This is a genomic window from Tatumella sp. UCD-D_suzukii, from assembly GCF_000611875.2.
In the GTDB taxonomy this organism is placed as follows: Bacteria; Pseudomonadota; Gammaproteobacteria; order Enterobacterales; family Enterobacteriaceae; genus Tatumella; species Tatumella ptyseos.
This window is the reverse complement of record NZ_JFJX01000012.1, coordinates 249775-267996: the sequence shown is the minus strand read 5'-3', so window position 1 is coordinate 267996 and position 18222 is coordinate 249775. Positions and strand designations below refer to the sequence as shown.

The window sequence follows — 18222 nt, the reverse complement described above, 5'->3', positions numbered from 1 at the left end:
CGATTGTTGTTGATATTGAAACAGTGATATCTGTTTTGCCAACTTTATCACATCGCTGGCGATCAATATGATGGATTCCGTTAATCCTTTTATCGGCGGAGAAAAATGATGAAAAACAGTATCGCAGTCATCACCGGGGGCAATCGTGGCCTGGGTAAAAACGGAGCACTGAAACTTGCCGCCCGTGGCATCGGGATTGTCCTGACCTACCGCTCGCATGCCGAAGAAGCAGAAGCCGTTGTCAGAGAGATCCGTGACCTTGGCGTTAATGCTGTCGCCTTGCCTCTGGACGTAGGGATGACTGCACAATTTGACCGGTTTACTGAGCAACTTCGCACGGTGTTACAGCAAGTCTGGCAACGTCAGGATTTCGATATGTTGATCAATAATGCCGGACATGGTCACTATCAGTTATTTTCTGAAACGCGGGAAGAGGACTTCGATGCACTGGTCAATGTCCACCTTAAAGGTCCGTATTTCCTCACACAGAAATTACTGCCATTACTCCGGGACGGCGGTCGTATTTTGAATATTTCCAGTGGCCTGACACGCGTCACTTTCCCGGGATCGGCGACTTATGCGGCAGTCAAAGGTGCAATGGAAGTCCTCACCCGTTATCAGGCTAAAGAACTGGGCGGGAGGCGTATCAGAGTAAACGTACTGGCTCCGGGCGCGGTGGAAACTGATTTTGGTGGCGGACGTACCCGTGATAATCAGCAGGTTAACGCGGCCATTGCCTCGCAAACTGCGCTGGGGCGCGTTGGCTTACCTGATGATATAGGGGATGCTATCGCCATGGTGCTGAGTGATGAGAGCGGCTGGATCAATGCACAACGCATTGAAGTGTCGGGGGGGTTAGCGCTCTGACGTGACAGGGTAACACCGGTAGGCCAAAAGGACCGCCGGCCGGCAACAGACCGGCCGGCGGTACCGGTTAACGGATTTTTTCCGCCGGGAAATGCTGCTCAGGTCGGGCAATCTGATCCTGCGCGGCCACCAGCTGCAGTTCGTATTCGCCCATCTGATGGGTTTTGAGCATGACTTCGTAGACCGCTGCCGTCACATGTTCAAGGGCATCCGGTAAGGATTTACCCTGTAACAGATCCACCAGCAACAGCCCGCTGGTCAGGTCACCGACACCGACCGGTTGACGAACACCAAAATCCACCAGCGGACGCTGGATATGCCAGGCTTCATCGGCAGTGACCAGCAGCATCTCAAACTGATCACTGCGACGTCCGGCCCGGGATAAATGTTTCACCAGTACCACCCGGGGCCCCCGGGAAATCAGCTCACGACAGGCATCAATACACTCATCAATGGTGTGCAACTGACGCTCACTGAGCATTTCCAGCTCCAGCAGATTCGGGGCAATAATATCACTGGCAGGCAGTGCGTAGCGGCAATGGAATTCGGCGACGCCCGGCGCGACGATACACCCTTTTTCAGGATGCCCCATCACCGGATCACAGAAATACCAGGCCTGAGGATTGGCTGCTTTAACTTCACGGACAATTTCCAGGATCTTTTCGCCCTGTTCTGCGGAACCGAGGTAACCACTCAGCACCGCATCGCAGGTTTTCAGGCGATCAATTTCTGCAATACCTTTCACAATGTCGGTCAGATGTGAGGCCGGCATGACCGTCCCTGTCCAGTGACCGTATTGCGTATGGTTAGAAAACTGTACCGTGTTTAACGGCCAGACATTAGCGCCCATCCTGCGCATCGGAAACTCAGCGGCCGCATTTCCCGCATGGCCGTAGACAACATGTGATTGTATTGCAAGAATATTTTTCATTATCCGACGACGTCTTTATCTTATTGGAAATGTAAAAAAGGCCGGAAACCGGCCTTTATCATAAACGTGTTATTGCCAGTTGATCAGGCAGTAATGTTTTTTACCACGGCGCAGGACGGTATAACGACCGAAGAGTTTGTCGTCCTCACTGAAACGATACTCAGCATCGGCTTGCTTCTGGCCGTTAATCGCCACCGCATTCGATGAAATCAGTGTCCGGGCCTGACCACGGGAAGGTACCAGCTCAGCGGTAACCAGCGCCTGTTGCAGGTCATCGCCCTGTGACAGAGTGATGGCTGGCATGCCATCCTGAGCCAGTTGTTCCAGGTCTGCCTCGCTGAGGTCACTCAGGGTCCCGGCAAACAGGCTTGCGGTGATACGTTTCGCGGCGTTCAGGCCTTCTTCGCCGTGAACCAGTCGTGTCACCTGTTCAGCCAGAACATACTGTGCACGCGGTGCTTTACCGCTCTGTTCATCTTCCGCCTGCAGGGCATTGATCTCTTCAATGCTCATAAAGGTGAAGAATTTCAGGAAACGATAAACATCCGCATCTGCTGTGTTGATCCAGAACTGGTAGAATTTGTACGGGCTGGTTTTCTTGGCGTCAAGCCAGACAGCGCCACCTTCGGTTTTACCGAATTTAGTACCATCCGATTTAGTGATCAACGGAACCGTCAGGCCAAACACCTGATTCTGATGCAGTCTGCGGGTCAGATCGATACCCGAGGTAATATTCCCCCACTGATCGGAACCGCCTATCTGCAGACATACCCCGTGGCGCTCGTTCAGGCAGGCAAAATCATAGCCTTGCAGCAGGTTGTAGGAGAATTCGGTGAAAGAAATCCCCTGGTCATCACGGTTAAGACGCTGCTTTACCGCTTCTTTATTAATCATCTGATTAACTGAGAAGTGCTTACCGATATCCCGCAGGAAGGTCAGCACATTCATGCCGCCAAACCAGTCGTAGTTATTCGCGGCAATGGCGCTGTTGTCACCGCAATCAAAATTCAGGAAAGGCGCAACCTGGTGACGGATTTTCTCCACCCACTCACCGACCGTGTCGGCAGTATTCAGCTTACGCTCACTGGCTTTAAAACTCGGATCCCCGATAAGCCCGGTCGCGCCGCCGACTAATGCCACTGGCTTGTGGCCAGCATCCTGAAAACGTTTCAGGCAAAGTAACGGTACCAGATGGCCCAGATGTAAGCTATCTGCGGTAGGATCAAAGCCGCAATACAGCGCAATCGGCCCTTGTGCCAGTCGCTCTGATAACGCTTCTTCGTCCGTTACCTGGGCGATCAGGCCCCTTTCCTGTAATTGTTGTATCAGGTTACTGCTGGTCATCAACGACTCCAAATTGAACAGACTGCACCTTTGCTGCAATGCAGCTTTCCGCGCAGTCGCGGAAAAAAATCAGATGCATAGAATAAAACGGTGCGGCGAACTGTTCCAGTATTGATATAGCTTATTTTACCAAATCAGGGAGCCAGGCGATCAATTTTCCAGCAGTCACCCTCTTTCTGATAGATGAATCTGTCGTGCAGACGTTTTTCGCCGCCCTGCCAGAACTCCATGGTATGAAAGCGGACCCGGTATCCTCCCCAGAAATCGGGTAGCGGGACTTCACCACGCATAAATTTCTGACTGATTTCCAGAAACTTGCCTTCCAGAACCCCACGGGCAGAGATCCTGCTGGACTGTCTGGAGACCCAGGCCCCTATCTGACTGTCACGCGGACGGCTATGGAAATATTTAATCACCTCTTTGGCACTCAGTTTTTCGGCTTCGCCCAGCACCATCACCTGACGTTCCAGCGTATGCCAGGGAAAGTGCAGCGATATTTTCGGGTTATGACTCAGGTGCTGTGCCTTCCGGCTGCCGAGGTTGGTGTAAAAGATCATACTGTTATCATCGTATTCCTTCAGTAAGACAATACGCTGATACGGCTGCCCCTTCTCGTCCACGGTCGCGACACACATTGCCGTCGGATCCGGCAGTTGTGCTTCACAGGCCTGACTGAGCCACTGGGTGAACAACGTCATTGGGGCATCGGGTAAATCCTTACGTCTGAGGCCGCCACGGGTATATTCCCGTCGCAGGTCAGCGATATTTTTTACAGGTTCCTGTTGGATAGTCATTGTTTATAACTCATCAAAGCACTTCACCACCGACAGTGTTGCTGCAGGCTAGCACTGTCCCCTTTTATCTTTTACCGCTTACAACATGTCTTCCCGCAGGGAGGCTGGCCGGAAAAATGGCCCCCAGGGTAGTAAAATCACGGGCCCCCGTGACCGCAGGCAGGTTCCCGGGTAATCCCGAGAGCGTACGGAACGCCAGCCAGGCGAAGGCCAGTCCTTCCATATCGTCACTGCTGATCCCCGCATCATCCGTTTTTCCGACTTCTGTACCCGGCATCAGAGCCGATATTCGCTGCATCAATGCCCGGTTATGGCTGCCTCCGCCGCACACCAGTAACCGGTCACAGTGGCCACTGAGTTGTATCTGCTGCACGATTGTCGAGGCCGTCAGTTCCAGCAGTGTGGCCTGAATGTCACAGGCATTGAGGCCCGGGAAGCGCTGCAACTGCTTTTCAATCCAGGATAAATTAAAATATTCACGACCGGTACTTTTCGGGGCCGGTAAGGCAAACCACGGGTCGTCCAGCATCTGTTTCAGCAATACCGGTACGACATTTCCCTGACTTGCCCACTGGCCGTCTTTATCGAAGCGCTGCTCACGTTGTTGCCAAATCCAGGCATCCATCAGGATATTGCCAGGCCCGGTGTCGAACCCCCGGATATTCTGGCCAGGAAACAGCAGGGAAACATTTGCAATACCGCCAATATTAAGCACAACGCGCCGCTCCAACGGATGCATAAGCACAGCACGGTGAAAAGCAGGCACCAGCGGTGCGCCCTGACCGCCCATCGCCATATCACGGCGGCGGAAATCGCCAACGACCGTAATACCGGTACGAGCGACTATCTGATTATTATCCCCCAACTGCATGCTGAAAGGTGCTTCCCCTTCCGGTTCATGCCAGACCGTTTGTCCGTGGCAACCGATGCCGACGATATCTTCGGCACTCAGCGATTCCCGTTGCATAAGTGTTTCTATTGCTTCGCTGAACAGACGGCCGAGATGGGTATCCAGACGCCCCAATTGTGACAGTGTCACGGGCTGACCCTGACAAACATCCAGGACCTTCTGCCGGATTTCCAGTGGCATCGGGTGACAATAGCTGGCTTGCTGTGCCACGATATGCTCATCAATGGCCGCCAGCACCACATCCACACCATCAAGACTGGTTCCCGACATGACTCCGATATAACGTCCTGACTTCATCTTAACCTCAACTCAGCACTCCACCATTCAGCTATCAGTCTGGCAAATCCTGGCGGCTAATACTATGAATAAAAGAGTGATCATCGTTGAATTTCTCCTGAATGAATACCTGATGATTGAATTATTGTTTAGCCTGCCGGTCTTAACATGCCGTGTTGATAGTTTGCAAAAATCACTTCGGTATGCACAATTTGCTTTATACTGGAGAAACAACGTTATAAAGGGTGCGCTTATCGCGCTGATTTTTGAAAGGAGTTTCAGATGATTAAACGTTTAACGACTTTAGCGGTAGCCGCCTGTGTCCTCACAGGATGCGTGAACGATAACTCACTTTCCGGTGATGTTTATAGCGCCAGCGAAGCTAAACAGGTCCAGAGTGTATCCTACGGCACATTGGTTTCTGTACGTGCAGTCAAAATTCAGGGCGGTGACAACGACAGCATGCTGGGCGCGATTGGTGGTGCTGTGCTCGGGGGCTTCCTGGGTAATACTATCGGTGGCGGCGCAGGCCGTAGTCTGGCAACCGCAGGTGGCGCAGTCCTCGGCGGACTGGCCGGACAAGGTGTGCAGAGCAACCTGAATGAGTCCAACGGTGTTGAACTGGAAATCCGTAAAGATGACGGCAATACCATTATGGTCGTCCAGAAACAGGCTGCCAGCCGTTATTCTGCCGGCATGCGTGTTGCTTTAGTCTCTAACGGAAGCCAGGTCACCGTTTCCCCACGTTAAGCACTCCCGGGCACCTGAATGTGCCAGGGAAGTCAGGCTGACCGCATCCCTTACAACAAGGGGTAGTTAAAAAAACCCGTCACGATGACGGGTTTTTTACTTTTTTTCGCACCAGGCCATTTGCAAATCACCCTGCCACTTAAGCTTCCTTTCCTTGCAGTTCGACAATGTTTTTTTCCAGTCTGGCGATAACATTGACGATTGAATCGATTTCCTCTGCAGAGATTCCATCCAGGATATCTTCGCGACTGCGGTTAATCACCCTTTCCAGCTGTTCAATGATCGGGGTGGCAGCCTCTGTCAGAGTAATACGTTTTGCGCGGCGATCATCTGCACAGGGAGTCCGGCTGATAAGACCTTTTTTTTCCAGTTGATCCAGGGTTCTGACCAGTGACGGCTGTTCTATCCCAATCGCTTTGGCCAGCTGGATTTGTGACTGATCCGGCGGTAACTGATGAATATTGTGCAAAGTGACCCACAGCGTCTGGGTAAGACCCAGAGGCTTCAGCCTGTTATCAATAACTGCACGCCACATACGAACCAGTCTCGCCAGATCAGTGCCCAACGAAGATTCCATATAAGCTCCTTATAGTTAGCTTGCTAAGCAATGTCGTCTTTCTCGCACTATTTTGCGTTTTTTAGGGAACAAATACAAATACCTGATGAAAAGCGCGTTTTTTACACATTTTTCATTTCCGTGATCAGGCCCCGGGGATAAACCGTTATGATTCGGACCGCACCTTTACCGCACTCACTGAACTGGTGGCAGAGGGCTCTCTTTTTTCCGCCAATCTTTTAATCGGCACTGGCTGGCTTTTTCGTGTGGCTGATCATCCACCCGCTAATCAGATCACGCATCTATTCCGTCCGTTTCTGGCACCCGATGCTGCCGGATTTCTCCGTATTTATACTGTGTGTCTTTTCCTCTTTTGGGCTACTGAACCTGAGATAATTCCCCATGAAAGTGAAAGTGGATCTGCTGAAGTACTTTTCAGCGTTATTTATCTTTGCTATTGCCCTGAACGCCGGTTGGTGGATGTGGAACTACTATATGCAGTCCTCCCGGACACGTGACGGAAAAGCGCATGCGGAGCTGGTCAAATATCACCCCGGAAGTCTCCGGACGGATGGTTTCAGTGGCGGTGAGTGATAACCCGTATGTGCATAAAAGGGGCGTTGCGGGTCACCGTAAAAGCCGCCGCCACATCCGGGCACTCAGACTGGCTTTTCTGGATCAGTTACGCCGTCGCATGGGTCAGAAAAGTGACGGTTGTCCCGGGGCTTCGTCCTCCGGAGCTGCCGAAGATTTTTGCCCGCGCAGACGACGTTGCTGGCATAACCGGATGATATTGCGTTTCTGAGCATCGGTGCAGGACATCCACCCGAAACGCTCTTCCCTGCTGCGCAGGCAGCCCACGCAATAGCCACGCTTATCGGCCTGACATAAGCCACGGCAGGGACTCGGTACAGGAAAAAACTCAAGTTGTTCAGCCATCGTTCGGGGTTCTCCCTGTCAGGTCGCGGGTCTGTTGTCCCTTTTCTGCGGAGACTATAAAGTCAAAGCATTGATCACTTTTTAAACTCATCTGGAAGCAAGCCTATCTGTGAGTATAGCGGCAGGTTGTCTGTTTGTGCGTTACTCCATGAGCAACCTTGTCAGCCTGCTGAGCGCTAATTACTCTTGCTGAGGTGAATAACAAATAATTTTTATCTCTTGCCTGCAGTAAGAGCATGACGATAACCCCTCGATCCTCCGGAGATAAATTATGACTGACAGCGTTCTTTTTAAGCCGCTTACTCTTGGCAGCATTACTGTCCCTAACCGGATCTTTATGGCACCGTTAACCCGCTTACGCAGTATTGAACCCGGCGATATTCCGACCCCACTGATGCAGGAGTATTATCAGCAGCGTGCGACTGCCGGCCTGATCATCACCGAAGCAACACAGATCTCATTCCAGTCCAAAGGGTATGCCGGGGCACCCGGGTTGCATACGCCGGAGCAGATCACCGCCTGGAGTGATATCACCCGGTCCGTTCATCAGGCCGGTGGCCATATTGCCGTACAACTCTGGCACACCGGGCGGATCTCTCATGCGTCCTTACAGCCGGACGGTCAGCCTCCGCTGGCCCCTTCATCGCTGCCTTCCCATACCCGTACCACACTGAAAGATGCTGAGGGCCAGGTTTACCGCGAAGAGACGACCCCGCCCCGGGAAATCACACAGGCGCAGATCCGGCAGGTGATCGATGATTTCCGCCAGGCCGCGGTGAACTCTGCAACGGCCGGTTTTGATCTGGTCGAAATCCACGGTGCACATGGTTATCTGCTGCATGAGTTTTTATCGCCGGAGTCCAATATCCGTACCGATAACTACGGCGGCAGCGTCGAAAACCGGGCCCGTTTATTACTGGAAGTGGTGGATGCGACCATCGCGGTTCGCGGGGCTGAGCATATTGGCGTCCGCCTCTCCCCGGTGGGTACTTTCCAGGCTCTGACCAATGGCCCGAACGAAGAAGAGGATGCACTGAGCGTTATCAAAGAACTGGCCGCCAGAAAGATTGCCTATCTCCATCTTTCTGAACCGGACTGGACCGGTGGCGACTCGTATCCTGACGCATTCCGCGAGAAAGTCCGTGAAATCTTCCCGGGCGTGATCATCGGGGCCGGAGGCTATACGAAAGAAAAAGCCGAAGATTTAATCGGCCGTGGCCTGATTGATGCCGTGGCGTTCGGACGGGATTATATTGCAAACCCGGACCTGGTTCTGCGCCTGGAAACCAACGCGCCGCTGAACCCACAGCGTCCGGAAAGTTTTTACGGCGGGGGTGCTGAAGGATACACCGATTACCCGTTTCTCCGGCAGAACTGAGATTACCCCAACGCTTTTCCCTGTTACACTGACTCAATGACTGACAGGCCAGCACGATCTCCTGCTGGCCCTTTTTAAAATGCTAAGAGGATGATATGCGTTTACTTCATACCATGCTGCGTGTCGGCGACCTGCAACGTTCGCTCGATTTTTATACCCGTGTATTAGGCATGAAACTGCTGCGTCAGAGTGAGAATACGGAATATAAATATTCACTGGCCTTTGTGGGCTATACCGACGAAAGCGACGGTGCCGTCATCGAACTGACCTACAACTGGGGTGTTGAAAGCTATGATCACGGTAATGCCTACGGTCATATAGCTCTGGGTGTGGATGATGTTGCCGCAACCTGTGAAAATATTCGCCAGAGTGGCGGTAACGTGACACGGGAAGCCGGCCCGGTTAAAGGTGGTACCACCGTGATCGCCTTTGTCGAAGACCCGGATGGCTACAAAATTGAGCTGATTGAGAATAAACATGCCGGTCAGGGGCTGGGTCACTGATCGTCGGCCTGCCTTTTCCGGCAGGCTTTCCTGCCAAAGCCTGTATGCCGCAGCTGCATCACAGGCGTTTTTTTGCGATACTAGCCGCTGCAATTTTCGTCCGATGAGATCCTGATGTCCGAAACTTCTTCCCCTAATGCTTTGAACCAACGTTTTCGTGGTTTCTTTCCTGTTGTTATTGATGTGGAAACCGCGGGTTTTAACGCCGATACTGACGCGTTACTGGAAATTGCTGCTATCAGCGTAAAAATGGATGAGGATGGCTGGCTGCAGCCTGACCAGACACTGCACTTTAATGTCAGGCCGTTCGAAGGTGCCATCCTGAATCCTGAGGCACTGGCCTTCACCGGCATCAATCCGGATGACCCGGACAGAAATGCCGTCAGCGAACATGATGCGTTACACGCTATCTTCAAAATGGTTCGTAAAGGTATGAAAGACAGCGACTGTGCCCGGGCCGTTATCGTGGCGCATAATGCTAATTTCGACCACAGTTTTGTGATGGCAGCTGCGCAACGCAGCCATCTGAAACGGAATCCTTTCCACCCTTTTGCGACCTTTGATACCGCTGCACTTAGCGGGTTGGTCCTTGGCCAGACAGTGCTGGCGAAAGCCTGTAAGGCTGCAGGAATGGAATTTGATAGCCATCAGGCCCATTCTGCCCTGTACGATACACAGCAAACGGCTACCCTGTTTTGTGAACTGGTTAACCGCTGGAAGCGTTTAGGCGGCTGGCCACTCCCGGTGCCCCCGGGAGAGGATGACACCGGACCTGAACCGGTATAACCTTTTTCGTTACGTCTTATTCCGGTAATACACTGACAAAAATAAGTATCCTCCGGCATAGCCGGAGGTTTTTCAAATGCGCCTGTAAGGCTCTCTTACCAGCAGCGCCCTAACAGGCGCATCGCAATCTGACATTTGCATTTTGGATTACTTACGACCCGTAAACGGGCTTCCTGGATAAGGGATCGACAACTGCTCACCCATTTTATCCGCCTCAAGCTGGTGCCTGATATATTCCTGTATCCTGGCTGTGTTCTTGCCTACCGTGTCTACGTAGTATCCCCGGCACCAGAACTCTCTGTTTCTATACTTAAACTTTAAGTCCCCGAACTGCTCATAAAGCATCAGGCTGCTTTTGCCCTTAAGATAACCCATGAAACCGGATACGCTCATCTTTGGCGGGATTTCCAGAAGCATATGGATATGGTCTACACAACATTCTGCTTCCAGAATATTCACATTTTTTCATTTACACAGCTTTCTTAAAATGCTCCCTATTGCCCTTTTTCGCTCTCCATAAAACACCTGCCTTCGGTATTTCGGGGCAAAAACCACATGATATTTACAGTTCCATCGGGTATGCGCTAAGCTTTTTTCGTCCCTCATTGGGACCCCCTTTTGATTTCCTGTTGAACCTTTGCAGTTGCCAGACCGCAAGGTGTTTTAACAAATCAAAAGGGGTTTTTATATACGGCCCAAAGCTGAAAGCTTTACGGAACCCCCAGCCTAGCTGGGGGTTTTCTGGATACAAAAAAATGCCCGCAGTCATCGCGGGCATCAGAAAGACGGGACGTCAGATTATTCCGCGGCAGGATATTTTTCTGCCGTTTCTTTGATCAGCTGCTGTAATTCACCACGCTGATACATTTCAATGATGATATCGCATCCCCCCACCAGTTCACCGTCTACCCATAATTGCGGAAAAGTTGGCCAGTTAGCGTATTTCGGCAGTTCTGCGCGAATATCCGGGTTTTGCAGGATATCGACATAAGCAAAACGCTGACCACACGCAGAAAGTGCCTGTACTGCCTGGGCTGAAAAACCACAACTTGGCAGCTTAGGTGAACCTTTCATATACAGAAGAATAGGGTTTTCTGAAATCTGAGTCTGAATTTTTTCTAACGTGCTCATCATACTTCCTTTGCAACAAAACGACATGTCTGCCTATTGTAAGCGATAACGGCGAATTAATAAAAACGACATTTCATGATGACAACCGTTAAACGGTCATCTCAGCACAACACGTCAAATGACCGTTTTGTGACAACAATCACATCACAAGAGGCTGGATTCGGTAAAACTGACGCGTTAATTACCTGTTTTCGCTCAATTTTTCGTCAAAAAACTTCTCGTAACAGATTCAGAAAAAAAGACCTTAACATTTGATAAATATCTGGATTAGAATGCGTTTGGGGCTGGCTGAAAGGTCAGATGTTATTTTTTAATTATGTTCTCTTTTACCGGAACATTTAACCTGTAACCTGACAACTATGCGTTTACTTATCACGCTTTTTATTCTTGCTGTTGCACAGCTGTTTTTTAACGTCGCGGAAGCCGCGCCACGTTCTGCTATTAATGTCTCTCATCACAAAGCGACAAGGAAAAATGTCACCGAAGATATGCGCAGAAAGCGCAGACCGGTGAAAGCCACCAGTTCACGGCATAAAACACGTCAGCCCCTAAGCCACCGTGTAAAAGCCTTAGCCAGCCACCGTAAGTTAAAAGAACGACCTTCCCGCGAAGAAAAACACCGCACCCCGGAGCATCATCGTACTGAAAAGAAAATTTACGGACATCATCGCCCCCTTGCCCGTAAATCGACCGCTCGCCCGTCAGAGAAACTGACCGCGATACGTATGAGCAGTACACACCGTCAGCGTTACCAGAAAGCCCGAAAAATCGCGATGATTAAGCTGATGGACCAATTAGGGAAACCGTACCAATGGGGAGGTTCTTCGCCCTACACCGGTTTTGATTGCAGCGGGCTTGTCTACTACGCCTATAAAGATCTGGTGAATTACAGAATTCCGCGCACCGCTAACGAAATGTTCCACCTGCGTGATGCCGCACCGGTTAAACGTAATCAGCTGGAAAAAGGTGACCTGGTCTTCTTCCATATTCATGGCCGTGAAAAAGCTGACCATGTGGGAGTCTACCTGGGTGACGGGAAATTTATTCAGTCCCCCCGCACCGGCAAAGATATTCAAATCAGTGCCCTGAGCAACGAATACTGGCAGAGCCACTACATCGGTGCCCGCCGGGTAATGACCCCGAGTACCGTTCGTTAAGAGAGTACAGGCTACTGCCCCTTCCCGGGCCGAAAGCATAAAAAAGCCTGAACAGTGTTCAGGCTTTTTTATTATCTGTTGCGGGACAGCACTGCACTCCCGCAAGCCGGGAGACCCCGGTTAATGCAGAATTGCTGTAAAACTGAATGCAGAAATCATCAATAAAGCAACAATCGTGGTGGTCAGTGCCAGTTTAAGATCAGTATCAATGCGTCCCCCTTCTCATAAGCACAATAACTGTATGGATATTATTATAATTACCACACTGTTGCGCAAAAATCTCGTTTTATTGTCCTGACCTTGCTAGAATTGCCGCCCTTCGTTGCGCAACGATGATGCGTGCTGAAATTTCAAGCGCTATTATCGTCCCGTCACAGGTAAATCGTCCCCCCTACACTACGAACGATTGCCGGAGTCAGGGTAAACGCAAACGATTAACTCAGCCAGCACAGAATAATGATAAACCCGGAGTAAGAATTGAATGGCAACTATTAAAGACGTGGCGAAGCGAGCAGGGGTTTCCACCACCACTGTTTCACATGTCATTAATCAGACCCGCTTTGTTGCGGAAGACACCTGTAAGGCCGTCCGGGAGGCAATTAATGAATTGCATTATTCCCCGAGTGCCGTCGCCAGAAGTCTGAAAGTGAATAACACCCGGACCATAGGATTGCTGTCGACCTCTCTGGAAGCTCCTTATTTTGCAGAGATCATCGAAGTTATCGAAAAGAAATGCTTTGAGCACGGTTATACCCTGATCCTCGGCAATGCCGATAATGATCTGAAAAAACAGCGTGCCTATCTGTCGATGATGGCACAAAAGCGTGTCGATGGTCTGCTGGTTATGTGTGCAGAATACCCACAGGATCTGCTGGATATGCTGGAACAGAACCGTAATATTCCGATGGTCGTTATGGACTGGGGAGTTTCCCGTGGGGACTTTACCGACACCATCCTGGATAATGCCTTCCGGGGCGGATATATGGCCGGACGCTACCTGATAGAACGTGGCCATCGTGATATCGGCTGTATCCCGGGCCAGATGGAACGCAACACCGGCGGCGGACGCCTGTCAGGCTTTTTGAAAGCGTTACAGGAAGCCGGTATCACCCTGCGTGATGAATGGCTGGTACAGGGTGATTTCGAACCGGAGTCCGGCTATCAGGCGATGCAGCAGTTGCTTTCGCAACCGCAACTGCCTACCGCCGTGTTCTGCGGTGGCGATATTATGGCTATGGGTGCCATTTGTGCGGCTGACGAACAGGGATTACGCGTACCGCAGGATATATCAGTGATCGGCTATGACAACGTACGTAATTCACGTTACTTCAGCCCGGCGCTGACCACTATTCACCAGCCTAAACGTGAACTGGGTGAAAAAGCCCTGGAAATGTTGCTGGATCGTATCGTCAATAAACGCGATGAACCCCAAACCATTGAGGTGAACCCGCGACTGATTGAACGTCGCTCGGTGATTGATGGTCCTTTTGTCGATTATCGTCGTTAAGCACACCTTTTATTCCCTCAGCCATTCCTGGTTCAGTGTGTCGGTATCCCCGAGGTAGTCCAGAATCCACCGCAGGGCCGGTGAACTCCGCTCCCCGGCCCAACTGACACAACAGGGGCTTTCCGGAAACGGTGCAGGTAACTGTAATTCCCTGACTTCCCCCCGGGATAGCAGTGGCCTGGCCAGGTGGCCAGGTACCATGGCTACACATAACCCGGCCCTCACGCAGTCGAGCCCGGTCTGCCAGTCCGGCACCGGCATACGCCGCTGGTTATCCAGCGACCAGGTGATACGTCGTGGCAATGCCCGGGAGGTATCTTCCAGCATCAGTGAGGGCCAGGCACGTAACCTCTCCTCTCCCGGCGGGCCGCCGTTAGCCAGAGGGTGGTCGGCACTGACAATGCACCGCCAGTTCAGGTGGCCCATATCACGGAAATCAAAACGCCCGGTCACCGGCACGGCCCGGGTTGCACCGATAGCCATGTCCACCCTGCCATCAGCCAGCGCATCCCATACCCCGTTAAAGACTTCTTCACTGATGTGCAGTTCGATATCAGAGAAATGACGATAAAAATCGGTCACCAGTTGCTGCATACGTTGTCGTTTAACAATCCTGTCCACGGCAATGCTTACCTGCCCCCGCCAGCCATTCGCCAGTTGCTGACATTGCCGACGGGTGGATTGCATTTTTTTGATAACCCCGCGGCTTTCACGGACAAAATGTTCACCTGCCGGAGTGAGAACGACGTCCCGGTGCTGACGCTCAAATAAAGGCACCGCCAGCCACTCCTCAAGCTGCCTGACCGTATAACTGATCGCCGAAGGCACGCGATGAAGCTCTCTGGCCGCTGCACTGAAGCTGCCATTCCTTGATACCGCATCGACGACTTCGAGTGCATATTCAGACCACATAATGACCTTTCAAATTTTTTAAACGTTAATCTCAAATATTACCGATTCACAACAAGCAATGCACCCTTTTACACTTTGCGCGAAATTTTTATCAGAGGAGATGTCATGAGGCATCCGGTGTTGTTTTTAATTTATCTGGCCTTACTCAGTATGCTGGGCTTTCTGGCTACGGATATGTATTTACCTGCCTTTGGTGCAATGAAACAGGACCTGGGCACCAGCGCCGGGGTGATCAGCGCCAGCCTGAGCCTGTTTCTGGCCGGTTTTGCCTGCGGTCAGTTGCTGTGGGGCCCCCTGTCTGATGTGACAGGACGGAAACCGGTATTACTGTGCGGGCTGGGAATTTTCGCGGCCAGTTGCCTGGCCATGCTATGGGTGACATCTCCGGTGATGTTACTGGCCCTGCGTTTTATCCAGGCCATCGGTGTCTGTGCCGCCGCCGTCAGTTGGCAGTCACTGGTGCTGGACCATTATCCGGCTTCACGTAGTCAGAAGATTTTTGCCACCATCATGCCCCTGGTCGCACTGTCACCGGCACTGGCCCCGTTGCTGGGCTCCTGGCTGCTGGCACATTATCACTGGCGTTCGGTTTTTCTGGTGCTAACGTTGATCACCGTCGCTTTAATGGCTTCAACCCTGTTTGTGCCGGCAGCCTCACGCACCTCCGTCACCCCCCCGGGCAAAACGACGGATAAAGTCAGGTTTACCGGGCTGCTGGCTGATCGCGTCTATCGCGGCAATGTGCTGATTTACTCAGCCTGCTCTGCCAGTTTTTTCGCCTGGCTGACTGGCTCTCCTTTTATTTTGTCCGGACTGGGCTTAACACCGGCGGATATCGGGCTGAGTTATATTCCGCAGACTGTGACATTTCTGATTGGCGGGTTCGGCTGCCGGTTACTGATGAACCATTTCAGCGCATCACGCCTGCTTCCCTGGCTACTGGCGCTGTATACCGTCAGCATTATTGGCACCATGCTCGCCGCATACTCCGGCCAGGCTTCGTTACTTTCATTGCTTTTACCCTTCTGCGGCATGGCAATGGCGAACGGTGCTATTTATCCGGTTGTGGTCTCGGCGGCTCTGCAGCAATTCCCTTCCGCCAGCGGTAAGGCCGCGGCGCTGCAGAATACCTTACAACTGGGCCTTTGCTTTTTGTTCAGTCTGGTGGTCTCCGGCCATCCTGAGCAACCGCTGATCACCACAGTCACCGCCATGGGAGTGACCGTCCTGCTGGCACTGGCGGGCTACCGCCAGCAAAAACACGCCTGACTCCGCCCTTTTCACCCCGTTCTCCCGCTGCTAAGGATAAAATTTATTTCATCCTTAGCAGACTAATTGCCGATCATTGAACATTGCGCTTGCAAGGCATATAATCACCCCGGTGACAAAATATAAAAATAAGTCACTATATTTATAATAAAATTTAATGTGCTTAAATGGCATATGCGCATTTTTCGATAGTTACACTATCCTCTGCTTAGTCTTTAATTATAAATACACGTTTTTGTGAGTTTACTCACGGACCAGTGAAAGTTGTCTATTCTTTCTTCAGGTTCAAACAGAACAGGTGATAATAAGCGTATGAGTTCATCATGTGTAGCAGAAGTGGGCCTCAAGGAAAGTCATTGGTATCGTATCGCTACTGAAATGCTGGCGATGGCAGATATCAGTATCAACGGTGACCGGCCCTGGGATATCCGGGTAAAAAACCCTGACTTTTTTAAGCGGGTTTTACAGGAAGGTTCGCTAGGGTTAGGCGAAAGCTATATGGATGGCTGGTGGGAGTGTGAAAGACTGGACCAGTTCTTTTACCGGGTATTAAAAAACAAACTCGATAAACAATTACCCCATCATTTTAAAGACACCCTGCGCATCGCTACTGCCCGTCTTAAAAACCTTCAGTCTAAAAAACGTGCCTGGATCGTCGGTAAAGAACACTACGATCTGGGTAATGATTTATTCAGTCTGATGCTCGACCCGTATATGCAATATTCCTGTGGTTACTGGAAAGACGCAACCACCCTGGAGGCTGCGCAGGAAGCGAAGCTGGATATGATCTGCCGTAAACTGGAACTTAAACCCGGAATGACCTTGCTGGATATCGGGTGTGGCTGGGGAGGATTATCTGAGTTTGCAGCCCGTCATTACGGCGTCAGTGTCCACGGTGTCACTATTTCAGCAGAACAGCAGAAAATGGCCCAGGAACGCTGTAAAGACCTGGATGTCACTATCCTGCTTCAGGATTATCGCGACCTGAACCTTTCTTTTGATCGTATTGTTTCGGTCGGTATGTTTGAGCACGTGGGTCCGAAAAACTATGCCACCTATTTTGATGTCGTAGCCCGTAACCTGAAACCGGACGGACTGTTCTTACTGCATACCATTGGCTCAAACCATACTGACCTGAACGTTGACCCGTGGATTGATAAATATATCTTCCCGAATGGTTGTCTGCCTTCGGTGATGCATATTGCACAGACCAGCGAACCTCATTTCGTGATGGAAGACTGGCATAACTTCGGCGTGGATTATGACACCACTCTGATGGCCTGGTACGAGCGTTTTCTGGAAAGCTGGCCACAGCTGGAAAGTAATTATGACGAGCGTTTCAAACGGATGTTCACCTATTATCTGAACGCCTGTGCGGGGGCTTTCCGCTCACGTGATATTCAGTTATGGCAGGTAGTGTTCAGCCGCGGTATTGATGGCGGTTTACGCGTCGCACGGTGATCTGCGTGTGAGGCAAAGAAAAATGCAGCCCATGTGGCTGCATTTTTTTTAGCTTAATGGTGAGGCTTTGGCTGCCAGAACACGTTCGACGGTATCCACAATGGCCTGGGTATTCGGGTCAATTTCAATGTTTACGCAACTGCCGATTTTTTTAACCCCCAGCAGGGTGCGCTGCAGTGTCTCCGGGATCAGGTGCACACAAAACTTATTCGCGCGGACATCCCCGATAGTCAGACTGCAACCATCAATACCGATAAAACCTTTATGCAAAACGTATTTGCTGAGGGAAGGATCCTGCAGTTTAAACCAGACTTCTTTATTGTTTTCCGAACTGATGATTTTAACGATCTCTGCGGTCGTCATGATATGACCGGACATCAGATGTCCGCCAATCTCATCTGAAAACTTTGCGGCCCGTTCAATATTGACCAGGCTGCCGACTGTCACGTCATTAAGGTTAGTGACACGCAACGTCTCTTTGATCAGGTCAAAACTGACCCGGTCTCCGTCAATCGCTGTCACTGTCAGACAGCATCCGTTATGCGCCACCGACGCTCCCGTTTCCAGACCCTCTAACCATTGCGGCGGAAATCTGAGTGTATGGGTGCGGAACAGAGGTTTCTCTTCCACGGCAACGACTTCTGCCATCCCCTGAACAATACCGGTAAACATATGAACTCTCCCTTACAATTTTGTTCAGAGTACCACAGAGGTTTCCTGCTGTTTATTCGTAAATGCGGCGTTAGCGTTA

Annotated in this window: 19 protein-coding genes and 2 pseudogenes; 10 read left to right on the top strand and 11 right to left on the bottom strand. The window is 51.2% G+C overall.

What is annotated here, in order from left to right:
* Positions 1-108: 108 nt before the first annotated feature.
* Complete coding sequence (locus tag CG67_RS05345; protein WP_025901948.1) at positions 109-867, top strand: SDR family NAD(P)-dependent oxidoreductase; 759 nt, start codon at positions 109-111, stop codon at positions 865-867.
* A 67-nt stretch (positions 868-934) separates the two neighbouring features.
* On the opposite strand, the gene pdxY is transcribed toward CG67_RS05345, so the two are convergent.
* The 4 genes from pdxY to anmK form a co-directional block, all read right to left on the bottom strand.
* Positions 935-1798, bottom strand: coding sequence for a pyridoxal kinase PdxY (gene pdxY, locus CG67_RS05340; protein WP_025901947.1), 864 nt, complete (start codon positions 1796-1798; stop codon positions 935-937).
* Between the two features lie 69 nt (positions 1799-1867).
* Positions 1868-3142: a tyrosine--tRNA ligase gene (tyrS, locus tag CG67_RS05335; RefSeq protein ID WP_025901946.1), complete on the bottom strand. Its 1275-nt coding sequence runs from the start codon at positions 3140-3142 to the stop codon at positions 1868-1870.
* Between the two features lie 134 nt (positions 3143-3276).
* Positions 3277-3936: a pyridoxamine 5'-phosphate oxidase gene (gene pdxH, locus CG67_RS05330; RefSeq protein WP_025901945.1), complete on the bottom strand. Its 660-nt coding sequence runs from the start codon at positions 3934-3936 to the stop codon at positions 3277-3279.
* 64 nt (positions 3937-4000) lie between these two features.
* Complete coding sequence (anmK, locus tag CG67_RS05325; RefSeq protein ID WP_025901944.1) at positions 4001-5143, bottom strand: anhydro-N-acetylmuramic acid kinase; 1143 nt, start codon at positions 5141-5143, stop codon at positions 4001-4003.
* Positions 5144-5404: 261 nt separating this feature from the next.
* Here anmK and CG67_RS05315 point away from each other — a divergent pair, with 261 nt between their 5' ends.
* The gene (locus tag CG67_RS05315; RefSeq protein WP_025901942.1) at positions 5405-5872 is read left to right on the top strand and encodes a glycine zipper 2TM domain-containing protein; all 468 of its coding nucleotides are present in this window, start codon (positions 5405-5407) and stop codon (positions 5870-5872) included.
* Positions 5873-6011: 139 nt separating this feature from the next.
* On the opposite strand, the gene slyA is transcribed toward CG67_RS05315, so the two are convergent.
* Positions 6012-6449 (bottom strand): transcriptional regulator SlyA, encoded by a 438-nt coding sequence (slyA, locus tag CG67_RS05310; RefSeq protein WP_025901941.1) that lies wholly within the window; start codon positions 6447-6449, stop codon positions 6012-6014.
* Between the two features lie 381 nt (positions 6450-6830).
* On the opposite strand from slyA, the pseudogene CG67_RS05305 reads away from it, so the two are divergent.
* Positions 6831-7035 (top strand): annotated as a pseudogene (locus CG67_RS05305) (efflux transporter periplasmic adaptor subunit); the annotation flags it as partial.
* 92 nt (positions 7036-7127) lie between these two features.
* On the opposite strand, the gene CG67_RS05300 reads toward CG67_RS05305, so the two are convergent.
* Positions 7128-7367, bottom strand: coding sequence for a DUF1289 domain-containing protein (locus tag CG67_RS05300; protein ID WP_025901939.1), 240 nt, complete (start codon positions 7365-7367; stop codon positions 7128-7130).
* Between the two features lie 271 nt (positions 7368-7638).
* On the opposite strand from CG67_RS05300, the gene CG67_RS05295 reads away from it, so the two are divergent.
* The 3 genes from CG67_RS05295 to rnt all read left to right on the top strand — a co-directional run bounded on the left by CG67_RS05295 (position 7639) and on the right by rnt (position 10034).
* Positions 7639-8745 carry an alkene reductase gene (locus tag CG67_RS05295; protein WP_025901938.1) on the top strand — a complete coding sequence of 369 codons (1107 nt, stop codon included), beginning with the start codon at positions 7639-7641 and terminating at the stop codon, positions 8743-8745.
* A 95-nt stretch (positions 8746-8840) separates the two neighbouring features.
* Positions 8841-9248 (top strand): lactoylglutathione lyase, encoded by a 408-nt coding sequence (gloA, locus tag CG67_RS05290; RefSeq protein WP_025901937.1) that lies wholly within the window; start codon positions 8841-8843, stop codon positions 9246-9248.
* A gap of 114 nt (positions 9249-9362) precedes the next feature.
* Complete coding sequence (gene rnt, locus CG67_RS05285) at positions 9363-10034, top strand: ribonuclease T (protein ID WP_025901936.1); 672 nt, start codon at positions 9363-9365, stop codon at positions 10032-10034.
* A 147-nt stretch (positions 10035-10181) separates the two neighbouring features.
* On the opposite strand, the pseudogene tnpA reads toward rnt, so the two are convergent.
* Both tnpA and CG67_RS05270 read right to left on the bottom strand, forming a co-directional pair.
* A pseudogene (gene tnpA / locus CG67_RS05280) lies at positions 10182-10640 on the bottom strand (IS200/IS605 family transposase).
* A 192-nt stretch (positions 10641-10832) separates the two neighbouring features.
* Positions 10833-11168 carry a Grx4 family monothiol glutaredoxin gene (locus CG67_RS05270; RefSeq protein ID WP_071780090.1) on the bottom strand — a complete coding sequence of 112 codons (336 nt, stop codon included), beginning with the start codon at positions 11166-11168 and terminating at the stop codon, positions 10833-10835.
* A gap of 356 nt (positions 11169-11524) precedes the next feature.
* On the opposite strand from CG67_RS05270, the gene CG67_RS05265 reads away from it, so the two are divergent.
* Positions 11525-12322, top strand: coding sequence for a C40 family peptidase (locus CG67_RS05265; protein WP_025901933.1), 798 nt, complete (start codon positions 11525-11527; stop codon positions 12320-12322).
* 120 nt (positions 12323-12442) lie between these two features.
* Here CG67_RS05265 and CG67_RS18775 read toward each other — a convergent pair whose 3' ends face one another.
* The gene (locus CG67_RS18775; RefSeq protein WP_111678530.1) at positions 12443-12532 is read right to left on the bottom strand and encodes a YnhF family membrane protein; all 90 of its coding nucleotides are present in this window, start codon (positions 12530-12532) and stop codon (positions 12443-12445) included.
* A 271-nt stretch (positions 12533-12803) separates the two neighbouring features.
* On the opposite strand from CG67_RS18775, the gene purR reads away from it, so the two are divergent.
* The gene (purR, locus tag CG67_RS05260) at positions 12804-13829 is read left to right on the top strand and encodes an HTH-type transcriptional repressor PurR (RefSeq protein WP_025901932.1); all 1026 of its coding nucleotides are present in this window, start codon (positions 12804-12806) and stop codon (positions 13827-13829) included.
* 9 nt (positions 13830-13838) lie between these two features.
* Here purR and punR read toward each other — a convergent pair whose 3' ends face one another.
* On the bottom strand, positions 13839-14741 hold the full coding sequence (punR, locus tag CG67_RS05255; RefSeq protein ID WP_025901931.1) for a DNA-binding transcriptional activator PunR: 903 nt from the start codon (positions 14739-14741) through the stop codon (positions 13839-13841).
* Positions 14742-14846: 105 nt separating this feature from the next.
* On the opposite strand from punR, the gene punC reads away from it, so the two are divergent.
* Both punC and cfa read left to right on the top strand, forming a co-directional pair.
* Positions 14847-16010 (top strand): purine nucleoside transporter PunC, encoded by a 1164-nt coding sequence (punC, locus tag CG67_RS05250; protein ID WP_025901930.1) that lies wholly within the window; start codon positions 14847-14849, stop codon positions 16008-16010.
* A gap of 312 nt (positions 16011-16322) precedes the next feature.
* The gene (gene cfa, locus CG67_RS05245) at positions 16323-17471 is read left to right on the top strand and encodes a cyclopropane fatty acyl phospholipid synthase (RefSeq protein ID WP_025901929.1); all 1149 of its coding nucleotides are present in this window, start codon (positions 16323-16325) and stop codon (positions 17469-17471) included.
* A gap of 48 nt (positions 17472-17519) precedes the next feature.
* Here the strand turns inward: cfa and CG67_RS05240 are convergent, their stop codons facing one another.
* Positions 17520-18143, bottom strand: a complete 624-nt coding sequence (locus CG67_RS05240; RefSeq protein ID WP_029989563.1) for a riboflavin synthase — start codon at positions 18141-18143, stop codon at positions 17520-17522.
* Between the last annotated feature and the right edge of the window lie 79 nt (positions 18144-18222).